This is a genomic window from Flavobacterium sp., from assembly GCF_034111225.1.
Classification (GTDB): domain Bacteria; phylum Bacteroidota; class Bacteroidia; order Flavobacteriales; family Flavobacteriaceae; genus Flavobacterium.
Genome location: NZ_JAWUXR010000011.1, coordinates 184,063 through 202,440 on the forward strand (window position 1 = coordinate 184,063; position 18,378 = coordinate 202,440).

Sequence of the window (18,378 nt, forward strand, 5' to 3'; positions counted from 1 at the left end):
AAACCCGTATTTTTTATATTGAGAAAAAGATTATATTTGGTTCAATATTTACATGAATTCTATTGCTTTTTAATACATGAAACATAAGTGTTTTTTTATAATTATAATTTTTTTTAATCAAATTAATTTATTTGGACAGAATTTTAATTGGGTTAGAGAGTTTAGTTCAGGTTCTTTTAGTGGTGAAACTTCAAGTTTACTTGAGGTTGACAATAATGAAAACAGTTATACTTTTGGAATAATTCTTGAGGATTTTTTTGATCTTGACCCAACTATTTCTGGCACACAAATAATAGACAATTCGCCACAAAGTTTAAGTGCAGAATGTAGTTTGTTTTTGACAAAATTAGACTCAAACGGTAATTTTATTTGGGGCAGAACATTTGGTAGTATATTTGGACCATCTGATAGGGTAATAGATATTGAGATAGGTTCTGATGGAAATATATATCTTTTAGCCGACATTTATGAACAAACTTCATTTATACAAAAATTCATTACTATTTTTAAAATTGATGTTTCAGGTAATATTTTATTAACAAAAAAAATCACCAATCTTAACAATCCTAATCAATCGGATGTTTTTTCTTCGTCTTCATTAGCTTTAGATAGTCAGAATAATATTTTTATTACAGGTTCCTATAAAACTTTTTTTAAAATTGATATGACAAATCCTGAATTAAATTTCACTTTAGGTGGAGATTCATTTTTATTAAAGTTTGATAATAATGGAAATATCCTTTGGGGTAAAAATTTTGGAATTGGATTTACAAATTATCATTATGAAGAAGTTAAGATTGATAATTCACAGAGTCCAATATTAATTTATTCTAATGGAGATAATCAGAGTAATATTAGTACTGGGTACTTTATAAAAAAAATTAATTCAAATAATGGATCAACACTATGGCAATTTTTTTTAGATAATCAAATTCCTATAACTTTTAATATTGATTATCTTGATAATATTATTATAGCAGGTAATGGATCAAACCCAAATGGAAATAACATCGATGTTGACCCTAATTCTACTTCAGTATTTATTGCTCCAACAAGATACATACTCTGGCTTACTAATAATGGAGAATTTATAGATGTTAAACAATATCCACCTATAAACCCACTTAATTATTTTAAATTTAGTAAAATTGATTTTGACATAAATAACAATACTTATATTATTGGTGAATTTAACTATTCATTTGATGCTGATCCTTCAAGTAATTCTTTTATATTAAATTATAATTGTTTCTTAACACCTCTTGTAAGGGATGCTTTCTTTATAAAATTTGACAATAATCGAAATTTTGAAAATGCTTTCAAACTTGGTGATTACAATAATAATTGCTTAAATTTTTATTTTACAGATTTTAAAATTAAAAATGAAAGTCAATTTTTTGTTGGTAATTATAGTAATACTGCAGATTTTGATCCAACATCAGATACTTTTACACTATCTTCAAATAGTCAGTTTGGTTCACGGTTTACATTAAAGTTAGATAACTGTGACTCAACAATCCCAATAGGTGATTCAAATCAGTATTTTTGTTCAAGTCAAAACCCAACAATTTCTAATTTAACTCCTAATTCAGGAATAATTAAATGGTATAGCTCATCTACGTCAACAACACATCTACCAAGTGCAACACCTTTAGTTAATGGGACTACTTATTATGCATCAAATCAGTCTGGAACTTGTCCAGAGAGTATAACTAGACTAGAGGTTACCGTTAATATTACTCAATCACCATCTAGTCCAATTGCAAATAATCAAAGTTTTTGTGATAATGAAAATGCAACATTAAATAATATTAACGCAACTGGCCAAAATTTAACTTGGTACGATATCAATAATAATCAAATTTCAAATAATACCATTCTTCAAAACAATACAACCTATTATGTAAGTCAAACAATTAACGGTTGTGAAAGTAATAAAGCTCCTGTTCTAATTCTAGTAAATAGCACACCCATCCCTTTATTAATTTCCCCTCAACAATTCTGCATTCAAGAAAACGCAACATTAAACTACATTCAAATTACAGGCCAAAATATACTTTGGTACGATGTACAAACAGGTGGAAACCTTTTACCAACAACTACTGTTCTCCAAAATGGAATAACGTATTATGCTAGCCAAACCATAAACGGTTGCGAAAGTAATAGAGTTCCTGTTACAATAACTATTCAAAATACAGCTGCTCCATCAGGAAATGGAAATCAAAGTTTTTGTAGTACTGCAAATGCAACATTAGGTAACATTGCTATAAATGGTTCAAATTTAATTTGGTACGATAGTCAGAATGGAAATACTATTTTACCAAGTTCAACTTTATTGGCTAACAACTCAACGTATTTTGCAACGCAAACAGTAAATAATTGTGAGAGCCCAACTCGTTTGGCAATTACAATCAGCTTAATTAACACTTTAAACGCAACAAATTATTCAGAATCTATTTGTGATGATTTAAATAATGGAACTGAAACGGTTAATCTAACGAATTATAATTCTAACTTAATATCAGCAACTGGAAATACATTTAGTTATTATATTTCTTCAAATGGTGCTGAAAATCAGTTAGCTTCTGAACAAATAAATAATTCGTCAAATTATAATTTGACTGTCGGAAATCATATTATTTATGTGCGAATTGACTCTCCAAACACGTGTCATCAAGTAGTAGAATTGAATCTTACTTTATTTAGTAAACCCGTTTTAAACATTAATGACGTAATGCCAATTTGTGAAGGTTCATCAATTACTATTTCTGCAGGAAATGGATTTGATAATTATCTTTGGTCAACTAATGAAACAACATCTTCTATTACAGTTTCTCAGCCTGGAAATTATTCGTTAACTGTTTCAGAAAATCACGGAACACTTATTTGTTCTACAACAAAAAACTTTACAGTTGTAAATTCAAATATTGGAACAATATCTGAAATAATTTCATCTGATTGGACTGCAAATGAAAATACAATTTCTGTTTCATTAAGTAGTAATAGTAATGGAGATTATGAATATTCATTAAACGGAGCAGATTACCAAGACAGTAATGTTTTTAACAATTTAGAAAACGGAGAATATACAGTTTACATTAGAGATAAAAATGGCTGTGGGATAAATTTTGAAGAAATATATTTATTAATGCATCCAAAATATTTTACCCCAAATGATGATGGCATTAATGATTTTTGGAAAATTAAATTTTCGGAAAACGAACCTAATTTAATTATAAAGATATTTGACCGATATGGGAAGTTTATCAAACAATTAGGCCCAAACTCAATTGGCTGGGACGGAACTTATTTAGGAGAACAAGCTGTATCGAGTGATTATTGGTTTGTTGTAGTTAGAGAAAACGGAAAAGAGCACAAAGGGCATTTTTCTTTAATTAGATAATAAGGAAAAGTTAAAGCAATTTTTGACTCAATATTTTTTAGTATTTTTGAATAAATAATTTTTAAAATGCCAAACGACTGTATTACGTATCAAAATTCCTCTTATTTTTCTAATCTAATTGTAGATTATTTAAATGAGAAAGAAGAACTAAAACCTTTATACAATCGATTTCCAACATTAGAAAATTTTAAACTTCAAATAGAAGAAAAACAACAAAATTTCTCTTTAGACATAAGGACTATTTTAGTTGATGCTTTAAAGGAACAATATCAAAACATTGAACCTTCAGATAAAACAACTTCAAATATTGAAAAATTATTAGAAGAAAAGACCTTTACAATTACAACAGGGCATCAACTTAATTTATTTACTGGTCCACTTTATTTTTTATACAAAATTGTTTCGGTAATTAATTTAACAAAAGAACTAAAAGCTAAATATCCTGAATATAATTTCGTGCCAATATATTGGATGGCAACGGAAGACCACGATTTTGAAGAAATTAATTATTTTAATTTTAACAATAAAAAAATCAAGTGGAATAAAGAAAGTAATGGTCCTGTTGGAAGATTATCAACTGGTGGTTTAGACACTGTTTTTGAAGAATTCTCAGCAGCTTTAGGAAAAGGAGAAAATGCAGACTATTTAAGAGAGCTTTTTAAATCCTCCTACTTAAATCACAACACGTTAACAGAAGCTACAAGGTATCTTACTAATGAACTTTTTAAAGATCAAGGTTTAGTAATTATAGATGGAGATCATAAAGAATTAAAAAAATCATTTGCACCATTAGTTAAAAACGAACTTTTAAACCAAACTTCGTTTAGTGAAGTAAATAAAACAAATAAATTACTAGAAGAATATAAAATTCAGGTAAACCCAAGAGAAATAAACCTCTTTTACATACTTGATGATTTAAGGGAAAGAATAATTTTTGAAAATAATTTTTACACAATTAACAATACAAATCTGAAATTTTCTATATCTGAAATTTTAACTGAATTAGAAAATTACCCAGAACGCTTTAGCCCAAATGTGATTTTACGTCCCTTGTATCAAGAAGCAATACTTCCTAATTTATGCTATATAGGTGGTGGTGGTGAATTAGCTTATTGGTTTGAATTAAAATCTAATTTTGAAGTAAATAATGTTACTTTTCCAATTTTACTTTTAAGAAATTCGGTTTTGATTGCAACTGAAAAGCAAATTAAAAAGGCGGATAAATTAAATTTAAGTTGGGCTGAGTTATTTTTAAATCAGGAAAATTTAATTGAGAAAAAAACCAAAGAGTTATCTCAATTTAAAATTGATTTCACTGAGCAAAAGCTACATTTATCAAAGCAATTTCAGTATTTAACCGAAATTGCGAAAAAAACGGATAAATCTTTTATAGGAGCAGTAAAAGCTCAAGAAGCAAAACAAAACAAAGGATTAGATAACCTTGAAAAAAGGTTATTGAAAGCAGAGAAAAAAAAGCATTCTGAAAAAATCACTCAAATCACCCAACTTCAAAATGAGTTATTTCCTAACAAGAGTCTTCAAGAACGTAATAAAAATCTATCAGAATTCGTTAAAATAGAAAATTATCCTTCTTTTTTGGAAAAGTTATTGCAAAAAACGGATCCACTTCAGCAAAAATTCACTATTATTGAAATATAATAATCGATAAACTGCGCGTTATAATCGATAAAAAACATTAGTCTTTAAATTATTATCAATAAAACAGATATTTCATTACATTTTTCACAAAAAAAAAGCATGATGTTATATTTTTAATATCTTTGCGCAAAAATTTTAACATACTTAAGATTATGAAGAAAACTACTTTTTTAACCTACGCATTTTTAATTTCTGTATTCACTTTTTTCTCTTTTACAGAAAACAATCCTATTAACTTTATGACTAAAGTTGAAGGAGGTACATTTAAAATGGGATCAAAGGATTCTGACAGGTCTGCTGACAATGACGAACAAACTGAACACACTGTTACAGTTAAAGATTTTGAATTATGTAAATTTGAAGTTACTGTTTGGCAATGGAAAGAATATGTAAAAGCAAATAAATTAAAAATGCCTGTTAAACCAACATGGGGTTTTGTAGATAATTATCCTATTAACAATGTTACTTGGGAAGAAGTAATTCAATATTGCAACTGGTTAAGCAAAAAAGAAAAGTTAACTCCAGTTTATTCTCAAAATGGCCCAAATATATTTTGTAACTTTAATGCAAATGGATATAGACTTCCAACTGAAGCTGAGTGGGAGTATGCTGCAAAAGGTGGAAAAAAAGCTAAAGAAACTAAATTTAGCGGAAGCACAACTGTAAATGAAATTGCCTGGCATAAAGCAAACAGCAAAGGTTCTCCTCACACTGTAGGAACTAAATTACCAAACGAACTTGGTATTTACGACATGAGCGGAAATGTATGGGAATGGTGCTGGGATTGGTACAACAAAGATTATTACAAAGTAGAAGATGGAAATAATCCAAAAGGACCAACAATGGGAGAAAGAAAAAGTGTAAGAGGTGGTTCATGGGATAGTAATATCAATTATTTACGTCCTGCAAATAGAATTTCAACAATTCCATCTAAAACACATGAATTTTACGGATTTAGAGTTGCGCGTTCAATAATAGACTAAAAAAATAAAGAAAGTTATACCTAATTAGATAAAAGCCTCATTTGAATTAATTCAAATGAGGCTTTTATTTTTAAATTATATTTTTTTAAAACTCAACATCTTATTCTACAGCAACTATTGTATCTACTTCTTCAATGTCTAATGGATCATCCATTGATTCAATTACTATTTTAGAGACTTTAGTTGCATTGAATTTTTCTAAAGCTTCCAAACCCTCTCCTTCTCCACTAAAATAAGGAAACACATCCATAATTGGTGACTCTGAAATAACAGGAATAGTATAGTCGCCCATAGTATTTTTCATAACATGAGTAGTGTTATCATAAGCCTCTTTCACATCATTTGCTTGAACTAATAAATGCATATTTGTTTTTCGCTCTTTTCCACTTTCTTCATCATAGGCTACTAATGAAACTTTAGATCTAAACCATCGATCAGCTTTTTCAAAAGGATGAATTTCTGCATAGTTTGCTACTTTAATATTGGTGATTTTAAATTCTTCACTAACATAAGCCGACATTTCTTCATTGATTCTTCTTTCTGCTTCAGTGTAAGATATCGCATCTACTAAATAAGGTTCTGTTGTAACTTTTTGCACTCCATTCTCATCAATTTTTCTATATTTAACTTTACACTCATACCAAGTTGCACTCATATCTTTATATTTTTTTTAGGATGTCAAAGATAATTTTTAAAGAAAAAAAATACTATTATTTCATGAATAGATATTCACAATTTTTCACATTCTTGTTTTATTACAAAAATCATATTGTTAATTAAATCCGTGTATAAAGGAAATAGTTTGTGTAAAACTTTTTAAACTAAATAAAAAAAAGACTACTTTTGCACAAAATTTAAAATAAACGTTATGGCAACGAATAGAACTTTTACAATGATTAAGCCAGATGGTGTTGAAAATGGACACATTGGTGGAATTTTAAATATGATTACTGAAGGTGGCTTCAGAATTGTAGCACTAAAATTAACACAACTTACTTTAGCTGATGCTAAGGAATTTTATGCAGTTCATGCTGAAAGACCTTTCTATGGTGAATTAGTTGAGTTCATGACTCGCGGACCAATTGTTGCTGCTATCTTAGAAAAAGATAACGCTGTTGAAGATTTTAGAACTTTAATTGGTGCTACAAATCCTGCAAATGCAGAAGAAGGAACTATCCGTAAAAAATATGCTACTTCTATGGGAGAAAATGCAGTTCACGGTTCTGATAGTGATGAGAATGCAGCTATTGAAGGTGCTTTCCATTTTTCTGGAAGAGAAATGTTCTAGTAAAATATATTTCAATAAAAAAGCCCTGCAATGCAGGGCTTTTTTATTATCTTAAAACTAAAGTTTTTACAACTTCTTTTCCTATTTCTTGGTTAATCATTTTAATGATTTTCTCTCTACCAAACATCAGTTCTTCTCTTAATACTGATGAAGTTAATTTCACATAAAGTGTTTCTTTTCTTAATTCTACTTCCTCAGTATAATTTGCAACACCATTCCCCATTAAACTAAACCACACTTCTTTAACTTCTATTTTATCAATTCCTCCTTGAAGTTTATTGTGTGAAATAAAATTTTTTAAAACATCTTGAATAGATTGTTCTTCATTAAATCGCTTTGCCATCTTATTCCTTTTTTAAATCTGTTCTTTTTTTGTAAAAATAAATTAAATCATTACTATTTTTCACAACTAATTCTTCTTTTGATAACTTAATTAACTCTTCAGTCCAAGAAGCATGTTCTGTTTTGTAGTCAAACCAAAATACATTCTCTTTTTCTACTATAGTGAAATTTTCAAATAAATTATTAGACAACAAACCACCATCTAATTGCGGAATAACTTTATTCCTTGTACCACTCATTTTGTCAAATTTAATAAAATCAATAGTTTCATTAATTTTAAATTCTTTCGTTGAGCCATCAGGCATTTCAACTTTTTCAATCTCCCAAAAACCATTTAATCCTACCAAATTTTCTGGTTTTACATCAGATTGACAAGATAAAATTGATAAAAACAACAGTCCAAAAATGATTTTTATATGCTTCATAATAGTATTCTTTTCAAAAAATAAAATTACAATATTAATTACGGAATTAAACTATTTCTTATTTTTAATATCTAATAAAAAAGTGAAGTATGAAAAACTGGAATTACACAAGGTTAATTGCATTAAGTATATTTATTTGCAGTTGTTCAAAATCTGAAGAAAATACTCCAATAGAATCGATGTATTTTCCAGCTAATAATAGTTCTATTTGGGAAACAAAAACAACCACTGAACTTGGTTGGAATGAAAACGAAGTACAACCCTTATTAGATTATTTAGAATTAAAAAACTCAAAAAGCTTTATAGTATTACATAACGGAAAAATTGTAATGGAATATTACTTTAACGGACATAATGACAATAGTTCTTGGTATTGGGCAAGTGCAGGAAAAACCCTTACAACAGCCGTTACAGGAATAGCTGAAGAGGAAGGTCACATAAACATAAATGATAAAGTATCAGATTATATTGGCACAGGATGGACAAGCTTGCCTTTAGCAAAAGAAAATTTAATTACTTGTAAACATCTGTTAACAATGACATCTGGATTAGATGACTCCATCAATGGTATTGATTCAGCAAGCCTTCAGTATATTGCAGACGCCGGGACAAGATGGGCTTATCATGGCGTATTTTTCAAATTACAAGATGTTATTTCCCAAGCTACAAATCAAACTTGGAATAACTATTTTAATACAAAATTAAAAAATCCTATTGGCATGAGTGGTTTATGGCTACAAACTGTTACTGAAAATGTATATTGGAGTAATACTAGAAGTATGGCTCGTTTTGGCTTACTTGCTTTAAATAATGGTAATTGGAATGGAACACAAATTATTAATCAGAACTTTTTTACACAGTCAATTAATACATCACAAAACATTAATTTAAGCTATGGCTATTTATGGTGGCTTAACGGTAAATCAAGTTATCATTTGCCAAGCACGCAATTTGAATTCAATGGAAGCATTATTCCATCTGGGCCAAATGATATGTTTATGGCTTTAGGGAAAAATGATCAAAAAATTTATGTTATACCAAGTAGAAAAATAGTAATCATTAGAATGGGAAATGCTGCTGACAATGAAACAGCTGCATTATCAGATTTTGATGAAGTTCTTTGGCAGAAAATCAATGCAGTAATTAATCCTTAAAAAGAAACTTAACAATTGCATACATTAACAGTACAAAAGAAAATAATCGAAGTGTAATAAAAATCGTTGGAAAAGATTCTTCTAAAAAGGTAGCTGGCAAAGCCAAAATTACACTTATACCAACTAATTTTAGTGGCGAAGCATTTCTAAAAAAAGAAACTATTTTCATAATTATTTAAAGAAAGAATCAACAAATTCATACTTATTAAATACTTGAAGGTCATCAATCCCTTCACCTACTCCAATATATCGAACAGGTATTTTAAACTGATCAGAAATACCAATCACAACACCACCTTTAGCAGTTCCGTCTAATTTAGTAACAGCAAGACTTGTTACTTCTGTAGCTGCAGTAAATTGTTTTGCTTGTTCAAATGCATTTTGACCTGTAGAACCATCTAAAACTAACATTACATCATGCGGAGCATTTGGTACAACTTTTTGCATAACTCTTTTAACCTTCGTTAATTCATTCATTAAATTAACTTTATTGTGTAATCTACCTGCTGTATCGATAATAACAATATCAGCATTTTGAGAAACTGCAGATTGCAAAGTGTCAAATGCAACAGAAGCTGGGTCACTACCCATTTGTTGCCTTACAATTGGCACACCTACTCTATCTGCCCAAATTTGCAGTTGATCGATTGCAGCTGCTCTAAAAGTATCAGCAGCGCCTAATACAACACTATAACCCGCTTTTTTAAACTGACCTGCTAATTTACCAATAGTAGTTGTCTTTCCAACTCCATTAACACCAACAACCATTATGACATAAGGTTTTACATCTTTAACAATTGAATAATCAACTGCATCATCTGTATTGTTCTCAGACAACAAGCTTGCAATCTCTTCCCTTAAGATTTGATTTAGCTCACTAGTGCCTAAATACTTATCGGCAGCAACACGTTTTTCAATTCTTCCTATGATTTTTAATGTAGTTGTTACACCTACATCTGAAGAGACTAATATTTCTTCAAGATTGTCCAATACATCATCATCAACTTTTGTCTTACCAGCAACAGCTTTAGAAAGTTTAGTAAAAAATGTTGTTTTAGACTTCTCTAATCCTTTATCAAGAGTTTGTTTCTCTTGCTCACTTAGGTTAGGGTCTTTTTTATCTGAAGAAAATATTTTTTTAAAGAAACTCATTTTATTATTGTAATTATAAACAAATGTAAAAATAAAAAAGCTACTTTCAAACGAAAGTAGCTTTTCTATATATTTTGTATTTACTAATTATTTCTTACTTAAGAAATCATCTACTAATTCTGGAGCCATAACAGATTCCACAAATGTATAAGCACCAGTTTTTGGAGACTTAACCATTTTAATAGCTTTTGTTAATCTTTTAGAAGATGTTTGTAAAGTTGCTACGGTTTTCTTTGCCATGATTTAAATTATTTAATTTCTTTATGTAAAGTAACTCTTTTCAAAACAGCATTGAATTTTTTAATTTCCAATCTGTCTGGAGTGTTTTTTTTGTTTTTTGTAGTAATGTAACGAGAAGTCCCTGCAACTCCTGAAGCTTTATGCTCTGTACATTCTAATATAACCTGAATTCTATTGCCTTTCTTAGCCATTTTCTATGTTATTATTGGTTATCGAATTATTTTATAAATCCGTCTGCTTTTGCTTTTTTCAAAACAGCAGCAATACCAAGTTTATTAATTGTTTTTAATGCAGCGGTAGATACTTTTAAAGTAACCCATTTATCCTCTTCAGGAATATAAAAACGTTTTTTAAACAAATTAACAAAGAATTTTCTCTTCGTTTTATTCATAGCGTGAGAAACATTGTTTCCAACCATTGCTCTTTTTCCTGTAAGTTCACAAACTCTTGACATTATTCTATAATCTTTATATCGTTATTCAAAATCAGGGTGCAAAGAAACAAAAATTTATAACATCAAACAACATTCTTTAATTAATTTTTTAAAATTTCTTTATATAAAATCTCTAAGGCTTTATTTACACTTCGATCTATTACTTTTTCTCTAGGTTGTCCAAAGTTAAACTCTTCGATAATAACTTGTTTTGGAGTGACTACAGAAATGAAAACTGTACCTATCTCAACATCCGATTCCCCCTTTGAAGGTCCAGCATTTCCGGTAGTTGCAATCGCATAATCAGTCTTTAAAATACGCTGAACTGAAAGTGCCATTTCTTGAACTATTTCTTTACTAACAACAGAATATTTTTCAATTAAATCTTCGCTTATGTCTAACAAATTAATTTTTGCCTCAGTTGCATAAGTAACCATACTTCCTTTAAAATAATTAGATGCACCAGGAATTGAGGTTATCAATTGAGCAATTTTTCCACCTGTGCAACTTTCCGCTGCAGATAGAGTTAAGTTTCTTTCTTTAAGCAAATTGCCAATAATTCTTTCAATAGGCTCGTCGTCGTCAAAGCCAACAATGTCATTAGGGATTAATTTTTGAAGTTTTTCAACTTCTATTTGAATTGCATCTTTTAAAGCTTGTTCATCTTTACCTCTAGCCGTTAAACGCAACCTAACCCTTCCTGGACTTGGCAAGTAAGCTAATTTAATAAATAACGGAAGGTTGTTTTCCCAATCTTCAATTTCTTCAGCAAGTAAACTTTCGCCCTTACCATAAGTCATCATGGTCTTATGTAGAATGTATGGTCTTTCAAATTTTTGAACTAAAGATGGAATAATTTCTTCATCAACTAAATACTTCATTTCATAAGGAACTCCTGGCAATGAAATGAAAATTGTATTTTCCTTTTCCATCCACATTCCTGGTGCAGTTCCCACTTTATTAAACAACACTTTAGCTTTTGACGGAACCAAAGCTTGATCTTTATTAATTTGAGAAATAGGCCTTTTATAAATCCCTTCTATTAATTCGGTTACATGACTTAGTACTGCAGCATCATTTATCAATGTATCATCAAAATAAGTGCAAAAAGTTTTTTTTGTAATATCATCTTTCGTTGGACCTAATCCACCTGTGATAACAATTACATCAACTTTATTTTGTAAATTTTTAAATGTAGAAAGTATATGCTCTTCTTTATCTGAAATTGAAAGCATTTCTACTGTTTCAATCCCAATTTTATCTAAAGCTTTTGCAATATATGAGGAATTAGTATCAACAATTTGGCCGATGAGTATTTCATCGCCAATGGTTATAATTGAGGCAGTCATAAATTTTTAAGTGTGGATTTTGAAGTCTTTTTTAATTTCTTTAACTGACATATCTACTCTATCTTTTAAAGATTTAAAAACTTCAATTATTTCTTTTCTTTTTCCTTGAGACTTAGCCCAAGTCATAATTTGAAGATTCTCCTCATAAGCAATATCCATACCTAATAAGTCTAGAGATGGTTTGATCTTATGAGCTGCGGCATAAACTCTAGTATAGTCTTTTTCTTCTACTCCCATTTTAATTGAAGCAACTTCATCTGGAACTTCAGTAAGAAAAAGATTGACAATTTGATGTGCAAAATCAGTATCATTTTCTGAAATTTCATAGACTTTCGATAAATTGTATTGTAAAGCCATATTATTTTACATTTATTTTAAACATCTGTTTATCTTCAATAAAACCCTCTAACACATCACCTGCCGAAACTTTAGAAACACCTTTTGGAGTACCTGTAAAAATGATATCTCCTTTTTTTAAAGTAAAATATTGAGAAATATAAGAAATCAACTCATCTATTTTCCACAACATTAATTTAGAATTTCCAGTTTGGACAACTTCATTATTCTTCTTTAACTCAAAGTTAACATTTTCTAGTGAAGAAAAATTATTTTTCGGTAAAAAGTCACTTATAACTGCTGAACCGTCAAAAGCTTTCGAAATTTCCCAAGGCAAACCCTTCTCTTTCAACTTGCTCTGTAAATCTCGAGCTGTAAAATCAATTCCTAAACCAATTTCATCATAGTATTTATGAGCGAATTTTTTATCAATATACTTCCCTACTTTGTTAATTTTTACCAACAATTCTACTTCATGATGAACATCATTAGTAAACTCAGGAATAACAAATGGAAACTTTTTTAATAATACAGAAGAATCAGCTTTCATAAAGATTACTGGCTCTTCAGGCTTTTCATTATTCAATTCAGAAATATGGTCTGCATAATTTCGACCGATACAAATTATTTTCATTTATAATAGTAATTACTAAGTCACTTATTTAGTATTCAATTTTCTTAACTTAATGGCAGTTAAAACCTTTTTAGTATACAACGGAAAATCGGCATTTTGCAACCAATTAAAATATCCTGGTTCATTTTCTAAAACATCATCTACTAAAGCGCCTTTATGTTTTCCAAAAGAAAAAATCTCTTTACCTTCTTTATTCATAGCAATAAAACCAGCAAAATCAACTGACTTCTTACGAGTTGTAAATTCAGAAAGTGTTTTCATATCGTTTTCTAAATCCGGATAACGATCTAATTGTGCCTTTAATATCTCGTAAGTAGCTTCAGTATCTGCATTTGCACTATGCGCATTTTCTAACGTTTCTCCACAATAAAACTTATAAGCAGCACTTAGAGTACGTTCTTCTTTTTTATGAAAAATAGTTTGAATATCAACAGAAACACTGTTTTTCATATCAAAATCTACACCCGCACGGAGCATTTCTTCCGCTAATAATGGAATGTCAAAACGATCTGAATTAAAACCTGCCAAATCACTATCTTTAATCATATTGTAAACATGAGGAGCCAGTTCATTGAAAGTTGGCTCATTTGCAACCTTTTCATCTGAAATACCGTGAATTGCAGTAGTTTCAGCAGGAATTGGAATCGTAGGATTTACCAACCAGGTTTTACTCTCTTTATTTCCGTTTGGATATATTTTAACCACTGCAATTTCAACTATTCTATCTTTAGAAACATTAATCCCTGTAGTTTCTAAGTCAAAAAAGCAAATTGGTCTATTTAATTTTAATTCCATTCTTATTTTTTTTTCGAAATATGTAAATTATAATTATTTCGGCGATTATTAGATTAAAAATCCAACCTAACCAAGATACTATTTGATAAGTATCCATAGGTGGAGTATGAAACAAAAATACAATAATGTATTTAAAAAGGCGTAATGAAATTGCAGATAATGTTAAGGCAAAACTTCTAATTGCAAATTTTTGATGTGCTTTAAAATTTAAATTTTTAGCATAATAAAAAGACATATATGTAAAAAAGATCCATAATACAGATAATATTACAAACGATATTTTAGACACTACTCCACCATTTGCATGACACCCCATTATTAAAGCCGAAGGACCTGAAAACAAAAGAATTACGAGAATGTAAAATTTTCCAATTAGCTTATGTAAGTTGGAATATTTCTTTCTAAAAAAAGGCCAAAATTGAATCCAACCAATTAAAACTAAAAAAACACTTGAGTAAACATGTGTAAAAAAAGCAACATTATAATACGTTAATTTAACTTCTTCTTGTTTTAATTTTAAAAAGATAACATCAAAGTTTAATGGAACATACTGTAGTGTTATTAAAAGCAGTAAAAATGTAAAATAGAAGTAACTTCCTAATAATAAAGCTTTAATTACTTTCATTATCTTCCAAATCTATCATAATATTCTTCTGCATTTTCTTCATATAAAAGCAGCAAATCTATATTTTCAATTTTGGTAAAGGTTTTTTTAACATCAGTAAAAACTGGCATATACCAATCGTAATCTTCAAAATAAGAACGCAATTGACGGTTTTTAAAAGAATATCCATGACGCGCATAAATAGAGTTTCTTAAAATAAAAATATCTGCTTTCGTTAAATTCTCAGCAAATTCTTTCGTTACTTTATCTTTAGAAGTATTTACCTTAAGAACAGCTCCAGTAGTTGTAAAATATTCTTCGTCTTCCCATTCATATTCTTTATCATTATCAACGTCTTTATACTTTACTTTTTTTGACTTATCCCAATCTATATATTCGTGACTTAGCTCATTATCAGCATTGTACTCAAATACTTTTTTATATAATTTCAAGCGCCTTCTGTCTATTCTCAAAACTTCATTCGCCTGCCATTTTCCATTAATAATACTATCATTTTTTAAAATTGAAAATTCAAACTTTCCATCATATTTATCATCTCCAGGTTCTGAAACTTTAAAATAGAAACCTTTTTCATTTTCAACCAAACTACCTTTAAACGGCCTTATATTCCCGCTTACAACAGGATGCCCATTAACAATTGTATCTATAATATTATCAATAGAAATAGAAATTCTTTTATTATAATTAACCTCATAATAATCTTCAGAATCTTTAAATTTAACTTCTTCTTCAGGTGTTATATCACTCGTGTAATCTCCAACCCAATAACCTAACAAATCTTCTTTGGTAGTCATTACTAAATTTTCGGTAACTACAGGCTCTTCGAATTCATACAAAACCTCATCTAATTTTAGATTTTGAGATACTTCGTTTTTAATTGCTTCTTTACAACCTAGAAATGCAAACACAACTGATACAATAAAAAGTTTTTTCATCGATTTCTTTTTTTCAAATATAAAAAAACCCGACAGGTTTTAGAAACTTGTCGGGTTTAATATTTATTATAATTTTTTAAACGTCTCTGTTTACATCAAAAGCTTCTAAATAATCAGCAACTCTTTTAACGAAACTTCCACCAAGAGCTCCATCTACAACTCTATGGTCATAAGAGTGCGATAAGAACATTTTTTGGCGAATTCCAATGAAATCTCCTTCAGGAGTTTCAATAACTGCAGGAACTTTTCTAATTGCACCAAGAGCTAAAATACCTACTTGTGGTTGATTGATAATTGGTGTTCCAAAAACAGAACCGAAAGTACCTACATTGGTAACCGTATAAGTTCCTCCTTGAGTATCGTCTGGTTTTAATTTACCTGCTTTTGCACGACCACCTAAATCATTAACCGCTTTTGCCATACCTACCAAATTTAATTGGTCAGCATTTTTAATTACAGGAACAATTAAGTTTCCGTTTGGTAAAGCTGCAGCCATACCTAAATTTATATTTTTACGCTTAATGATGTAATCACCATCAACCGAAATATTCATTCCTGGGAAATCTTTTAACGCTTTTGCAACTGCTTCCATCATAATAGGTGTGAAAGTTAACTTTTCACCTTCTCTCTTTTCGAACGTTGCTTTATGCTTGTCTCTCCATTTTACAATGTTTGTCACATCTACTTCAATAAACGACTGGACGTGAGCTGAAGTTTGAACCGAAGCTACCATGTAACCCGAAATTAACTTACGCATTCTGTCCATTTCAATAATTTCATCCCCACCGTTTACAGAAACGGGAGCAGCCTTAGTCGTATCTTTAAATGCAACAATTGGAGTAGAAGCAACTGGAGCAACTGCAACTGGTTGATTCCCTCTATTTTTAATATAATTTAATATATCTTCTTTGTTTACTCTTCCGTCTTTACCAGAACCAGCAATTGATTCTAATTCAGCTAACGAAATACCTTCTTCTTTAGCAATGTTTTTAACTAATGGAGAAAAGAATTTATCTGAATCTGAAAAATCCGCACTTGAAACAGTCTCTTTAGCAACTTCTAATGCTTTTTCAACAGCCGCAACTGGAGCCGAAGCTACTTCTGCAGTTGGAGTTGCTGCAACAGCACCACCTTCTGTTTCAATAATTGCAATAGTTTGACCTACTTGAACAACATCATCTACATTAAAAAGAATTTCAGTTAAAACTCCTGAAACTTCTGAAGGAACTTCACTATCTACTTTGTCTGTAGCTATTTCAAGAACAGCTTCATCCATTTCTATAGTTTCACCTACATTTTTCAACCAATTTGTAATGGTTGCTTCCGCAACACTTTCTCCCATTTTAGGAAGTTTTAATTCAAATTTTGCCATATTCTTACTGTATCGTTGTGATGTTTAGTTTGGAATGCAAAATTAATAAAAGTTTTTAGCTTTCACTATCAATTGCATAATTTTATTTATTTATTCAAGTTGTCTATTAAAATCACTTCTCCTCTATCGTTACTGCTATTACTTCCTATTAAAAAATTACTTGTAAATATTCTGTTTTTGAAAGTAATATTAGTTGCTTTATTCCTTTCCATAAAAGCCATAATTTCTTTAAACGAAAAACTATTCGCATCAAAAATTATTTCAATATTCCTTTTTTTATTATTTATAAAATCCTCAAAACTGGCAAAACAAGTAGTTGTTTTCTTTAAGTTTAATTGTAGTTCGCTTTTAGAAAAAACAATATACTCCTCAATTTTAGCTTGTGTTACTTTTTGTTGTTTTCCTTTAATAAAACTAAAAACAAAAGCTCCAAATTGCATCATTACATCAAAAAAAATCGATTTTCTATAATGTTTTCTATAAAAAAACTGCATTGCTTCGCGAAAACGTTTCATATAAAATCCATCACGAACCGTACTTTCTCCTTTATAATGAATAACTGTTGTGTCAGCAAAATAATAATTTTCTCTTCCTGTTTTTTTAACTAAATAACTTAAATCAATATCATCTGAATACATAAAACAGTTTTCATCAAATCCACCAACTACAAGATATAAACTACGCTTCATTACCATAAATGCTCCAACCAAAATATCAACTTCTCCTGATTGATCTTCATTCAAATGTTGTGCATAATATTGATTAAACCTGTTAAAATTTGGAAACATTTTATACAAGCCAAAAATCTTTGTAAAAGCAACCCAAGGAGTTGGAACGCCACGTTTACTTTCAGGAAGAAAGTTTCCAGTTCCATCGATTAATTTGCAACCAATAATTCCATGAGCTGATAGCTGACAGCTATACGCTAAAAGCTTTTTAAAAGTGTCTTCAGCAACTACAGTATCTGGATTTAGAATACAAATATATTCGCCTTTAGCTTCTGCAACACCTATATTATTTCCTTTTGGGAAACCTAAATTTTCTTTATTTTCAATTAATCTAATATTTGGAAAAAGCTGCTTCATCATTAAACAACTATCATCTGATGAGTTATTATCAATTACGATAATTTCGCCATCAATGCCTTCTAATGCTTTTTGAACACTAAAAACACATTGCTCTAAAAAGAAACGCACATTATAATTAAGTATGATGACCGATAGTTGCATAGTGCGAATATAATTAAACTTTAA

21 protein-coding genes are annotated in these 18,378 nt (G+C 29.5%); 5 read left to right on the plus strand and 16 right to left on the minus strand.

The window, feature by feature from the left end; translation table 11 throughout:
- Positions 1-76 precede the first annotated feature (76 nt).
- From UXY25_RS06100 to UXY25_RS06110, 3 genes are all read left to right on the plus strand, one after another.
- Positions 77-3,403 carry a T9SS type B sorting domain-containing protein gene (locus tag UXY25_RS06100; RefSeq protein WP_320815120.1) on the plus strand — a complete coding sequence of 1,109 codons (3,327 nt, stop codon included), beginning with the start codon at positions 77-79 and terminating at the stop codon, positions 3,401-3,403.
- Between the two features lie 66 nt (positions 3,404-3,469).
- A complete protein-coding gene (gene bshC / locus UXY25_RS06105; RefSeq protein WP_320815121.1) occupies positions 3,470-5,062 on the plus strand; it encodes a bacillithiol biosynthesis cysteine-adding enzyme BshC in 1,593 nt (530 codons plus the stop codon).
- Positions 5,063-5,214: 152 nt separating this feature from the next.
- A complete protein-coding gene (locus UXY25_RS06110) occupies positions 5,215-6,045 on the plus strand; it encodes a formylglycine-generating enzyme family protein (RefSeq protein WP_320815122.1) in 831 nt (276 codons plus the stop codon).
- A 100-nt stretch (positions 6,046-6,145) separates the two neighbouring features.
- Here the strand turns inward: UXY25_RS06110 and UXY25_RS06115 are convergent, their stop codons facing one another.
- Positions 6,146-6,700, minus strand: coding sequence for a DUF4494 domain-containing protein (locus UXY25_RS06115; RefSeq protein ID WP_320815123.1), 555 nt, complete (start codon positions 6,698-6,700; stop codon positions 6,146-6,148).
- Positions 6,701-6,913: 213 nt separating this feature from the next.
- On the opposite strand from UXY25_RS06115, the gene UXY25_RS06120 reads away from it, so the two are divergent.
- Positions 6,914-7,333, plus strand: a complete 420-nt coding sequence (locus tag UXY25_RS06120; protein WP_320815124.1) for a nucleoside-diphosphate kinase — start codon at positions 6,914-6,916, stop codon at positions 7,331-7,333.
- A gap of 46 nt (positions 7,334-7,379) precedes the next feature.
- Here UXY25_RS06120 and UXY25_RS06125 read toward each other — a convergent pair whose 3' ends face one another.
- Positions 7,380-7,676: a DUF721 domain-containing protein gene (locus tag UXY25_RS06125; RefSeq protein WP_320815125.1), complete on the minus strand. Its 297-nt coding sequence runs from the start codon at positions 7,674-7,676 to the stop codon at positions 7,380-7,382.
- A gap of 1 nt (position 7,677) precedes the next feature.
- Entirely contained in the window at positions 7,678-8,100 is a 423-nt protein-coding gene (locus UXY25_RS06130; RefSeq protein WP_320815126.1) for a hypothetical protein, read from the minus strand.
- An 89-nt stretch (positions 8,101-8,189) separates the two neighbouring features.
- Here UXY25_RS06130 and UXY25_RS06135 point away from each other — a divergent pair, with 89 nt between their 5' ends.
- Complete coding sequence (locus UXY25_RS06135; protein ID WP_320815127.1) at positions 8,190-9,254, plus strand: serine hydrolase; 1,065 nt, start codon at positions 8,190-8,192, stop codon at positions 9,252-9,254.
- Here the strand turns inward: UXY25_RS06135 and UXY25_RS06140 are convergent.
- From UXY25_RS06140 to UXY25_RS06200, 13 genes are all read right to left on the minus strand, one after another.
- The gene (locus UXY25_RS06140) at positions 9,244-9,423 is read right to left on the minus strand and encodes a hypothetical protein (RefSeq protein ID WP_320815128.1); all 180 of its coding nucleotides are present in this window, start codon (positions 9,421-9,423) and stop codon (positions 9,244-9,246) included. The genes UXY25_RS06135 and UXY25_RS06140 overlap by 11 nt on opposite strands.
- A 2-nt stretch (positions 9,424-9,425) precedes the next feature.
- Positions 9,426-10,406: a signal recognition particle-docking protein FtsY gene (ftsY, locus tag UXY25_RS06145; protein WP_320815129.1), complete on the minus strand. Its 981-nt coding sequence runs from the start codon at positions 10,404-10,406 to the stop codon at positions 9,426-9,428.
- An 87-nt stretch (positions 10,407-10,493) separates the two neighbouring features.
- Entirely contained in the window at positions 10,494-10,646 is a 153-nt protein-coding gene (locus tag UXY25_RS06150) for a DUF4295 domain-containing protein (protein WP_320815130.1), read from the minus strand.
- Positions 10,647-10,654: 8 nt separating this feature from the next.
- Complete coding sequence (gene rpmG, locus UXY25_RS06155) at positions 10,655-10,837, minus strand: 50S ribosomal protein L33 (RefSeq protein WP_320815131.1); 183 nt, start codon at positions 10,835-10,837, stop codon at positions 10,655-10,657.
- A 26-nt stretch (positions 10,838-10,863) separates the two neighbouring features.
- Positions 10,864-11,100: a 50S ribosomal protein L28 gene (gene rpmB, locus UXY25_RS06160; protein WP_320815132.1), complete on the minus strand. Its 237-nt coding sequence runs from the start codon at positions 11,098-11,100 to the stop codon at positions 10,864-10,866.
- An 80-nt stretch (positions 11,101-11,180) separates the two neighbouring features.
- Positions 11,181-12,428: a CinA family nicotinamide mononucleotide deamidase-related protein gene (locus UXY25_RS06165; protein ID WP_320815133.1), complete on the minus strand. Its 1,248-nt coding sequence runs from the start codon at positions 12,426-12,428 to the stop codon at positions 11,181-11,183.
- Between the two features lie 6 nt (positions 12,429-12,434).
- On the minus strand, positions 12,435-12,785 hold the full coding sequence (locus UXY25_RS06170; protein ID WP_320815134.1) for a histidine kinase: 351 nt from the start codon (positions 12,783-12,785) through the stop codon (positions 12,435-12,437).
- Between the two features lies 1 nt (position 12,786).
- Positions 12,787-13,398 (minus strand): fumarylacetoacetate hydrolase family protein, encoded by a 612-nt coding sequence (locus UXY25_RS06175; protein ID WP_320815135.1) that lies wholly within the window; start codon positions 13,396-13,398, stop codon positions 12,787-12,789.
- Between the two features lie 24 nt (positions 13,399-13,422).
- Positions 13,423-14,193, minus strand: a complete 771-nt coding sequence (locus UXY25_RS06180) for a 3'-5' exonuclease (RefSeq protein ID WP_320815136.1) — start codon at positions 14,191-14,193, stop codon at positions 13,423-13,425.
- Positions 14,174-14,818 (minus strand): DUF2306 domain-containing protein, encoded by a 645-nt coding sequence (locus UXY25_RS06185; protein ID WP_320815137.1) that lies wholly within the window; start codon positions 14,816-14,818, stop codon positions 14,174-14,176. Before UXY25_RS06185 ends, UXY25_RS06180 begins: the two co-directional genes overlap by 20 nt.
- The gene (locus tag UXY25_RS06190; RefSeq protein WP_320815138.1) at positions 14,818-15,753 is read right to left on the minus strand and encodes a YARHG domain-containing protein; all 936 of its coding nucleotides are present in this window, start codon (positions 15,751-15,753) and stop codon (positions 14,818-14,820) included. Before UXY25_RS06190 ends, UXY25_RS06185 begins: the two co-directional genes overlap by 1 nt.
- Before the next feature lie 76 nt (positions 15,754-15,829).
- On the minus strand, positions 15,830-17,125 hold the full coding sequence (locus UXY25_RS06195) for a dihydrolipoamide acetyltransferase family protein (protein ID WP_320815139.1): 1,296 nt from the start codon (positions 17,123-17,125) through the stop codon (positions 15,830-15,832).
- A gap of 86 nt (positions 17,126-17,211) precedes the next feature.
- Positions 17,212-18,354 carry a glycosyltransferase family 2 protein gene (locus tag UXY25_RS06200; RefSeq protein WP_320815140.1) on the minus strand — a complete coding sequence of 381 codons (1,143 nt, stop codon included), beginning with the start codon at positions 18,352-18,354 and terminating at the stop codon, positions 17,212-17,214.
- Positions 18,355-18,378 lie beyond the last annotated feature (24 nt).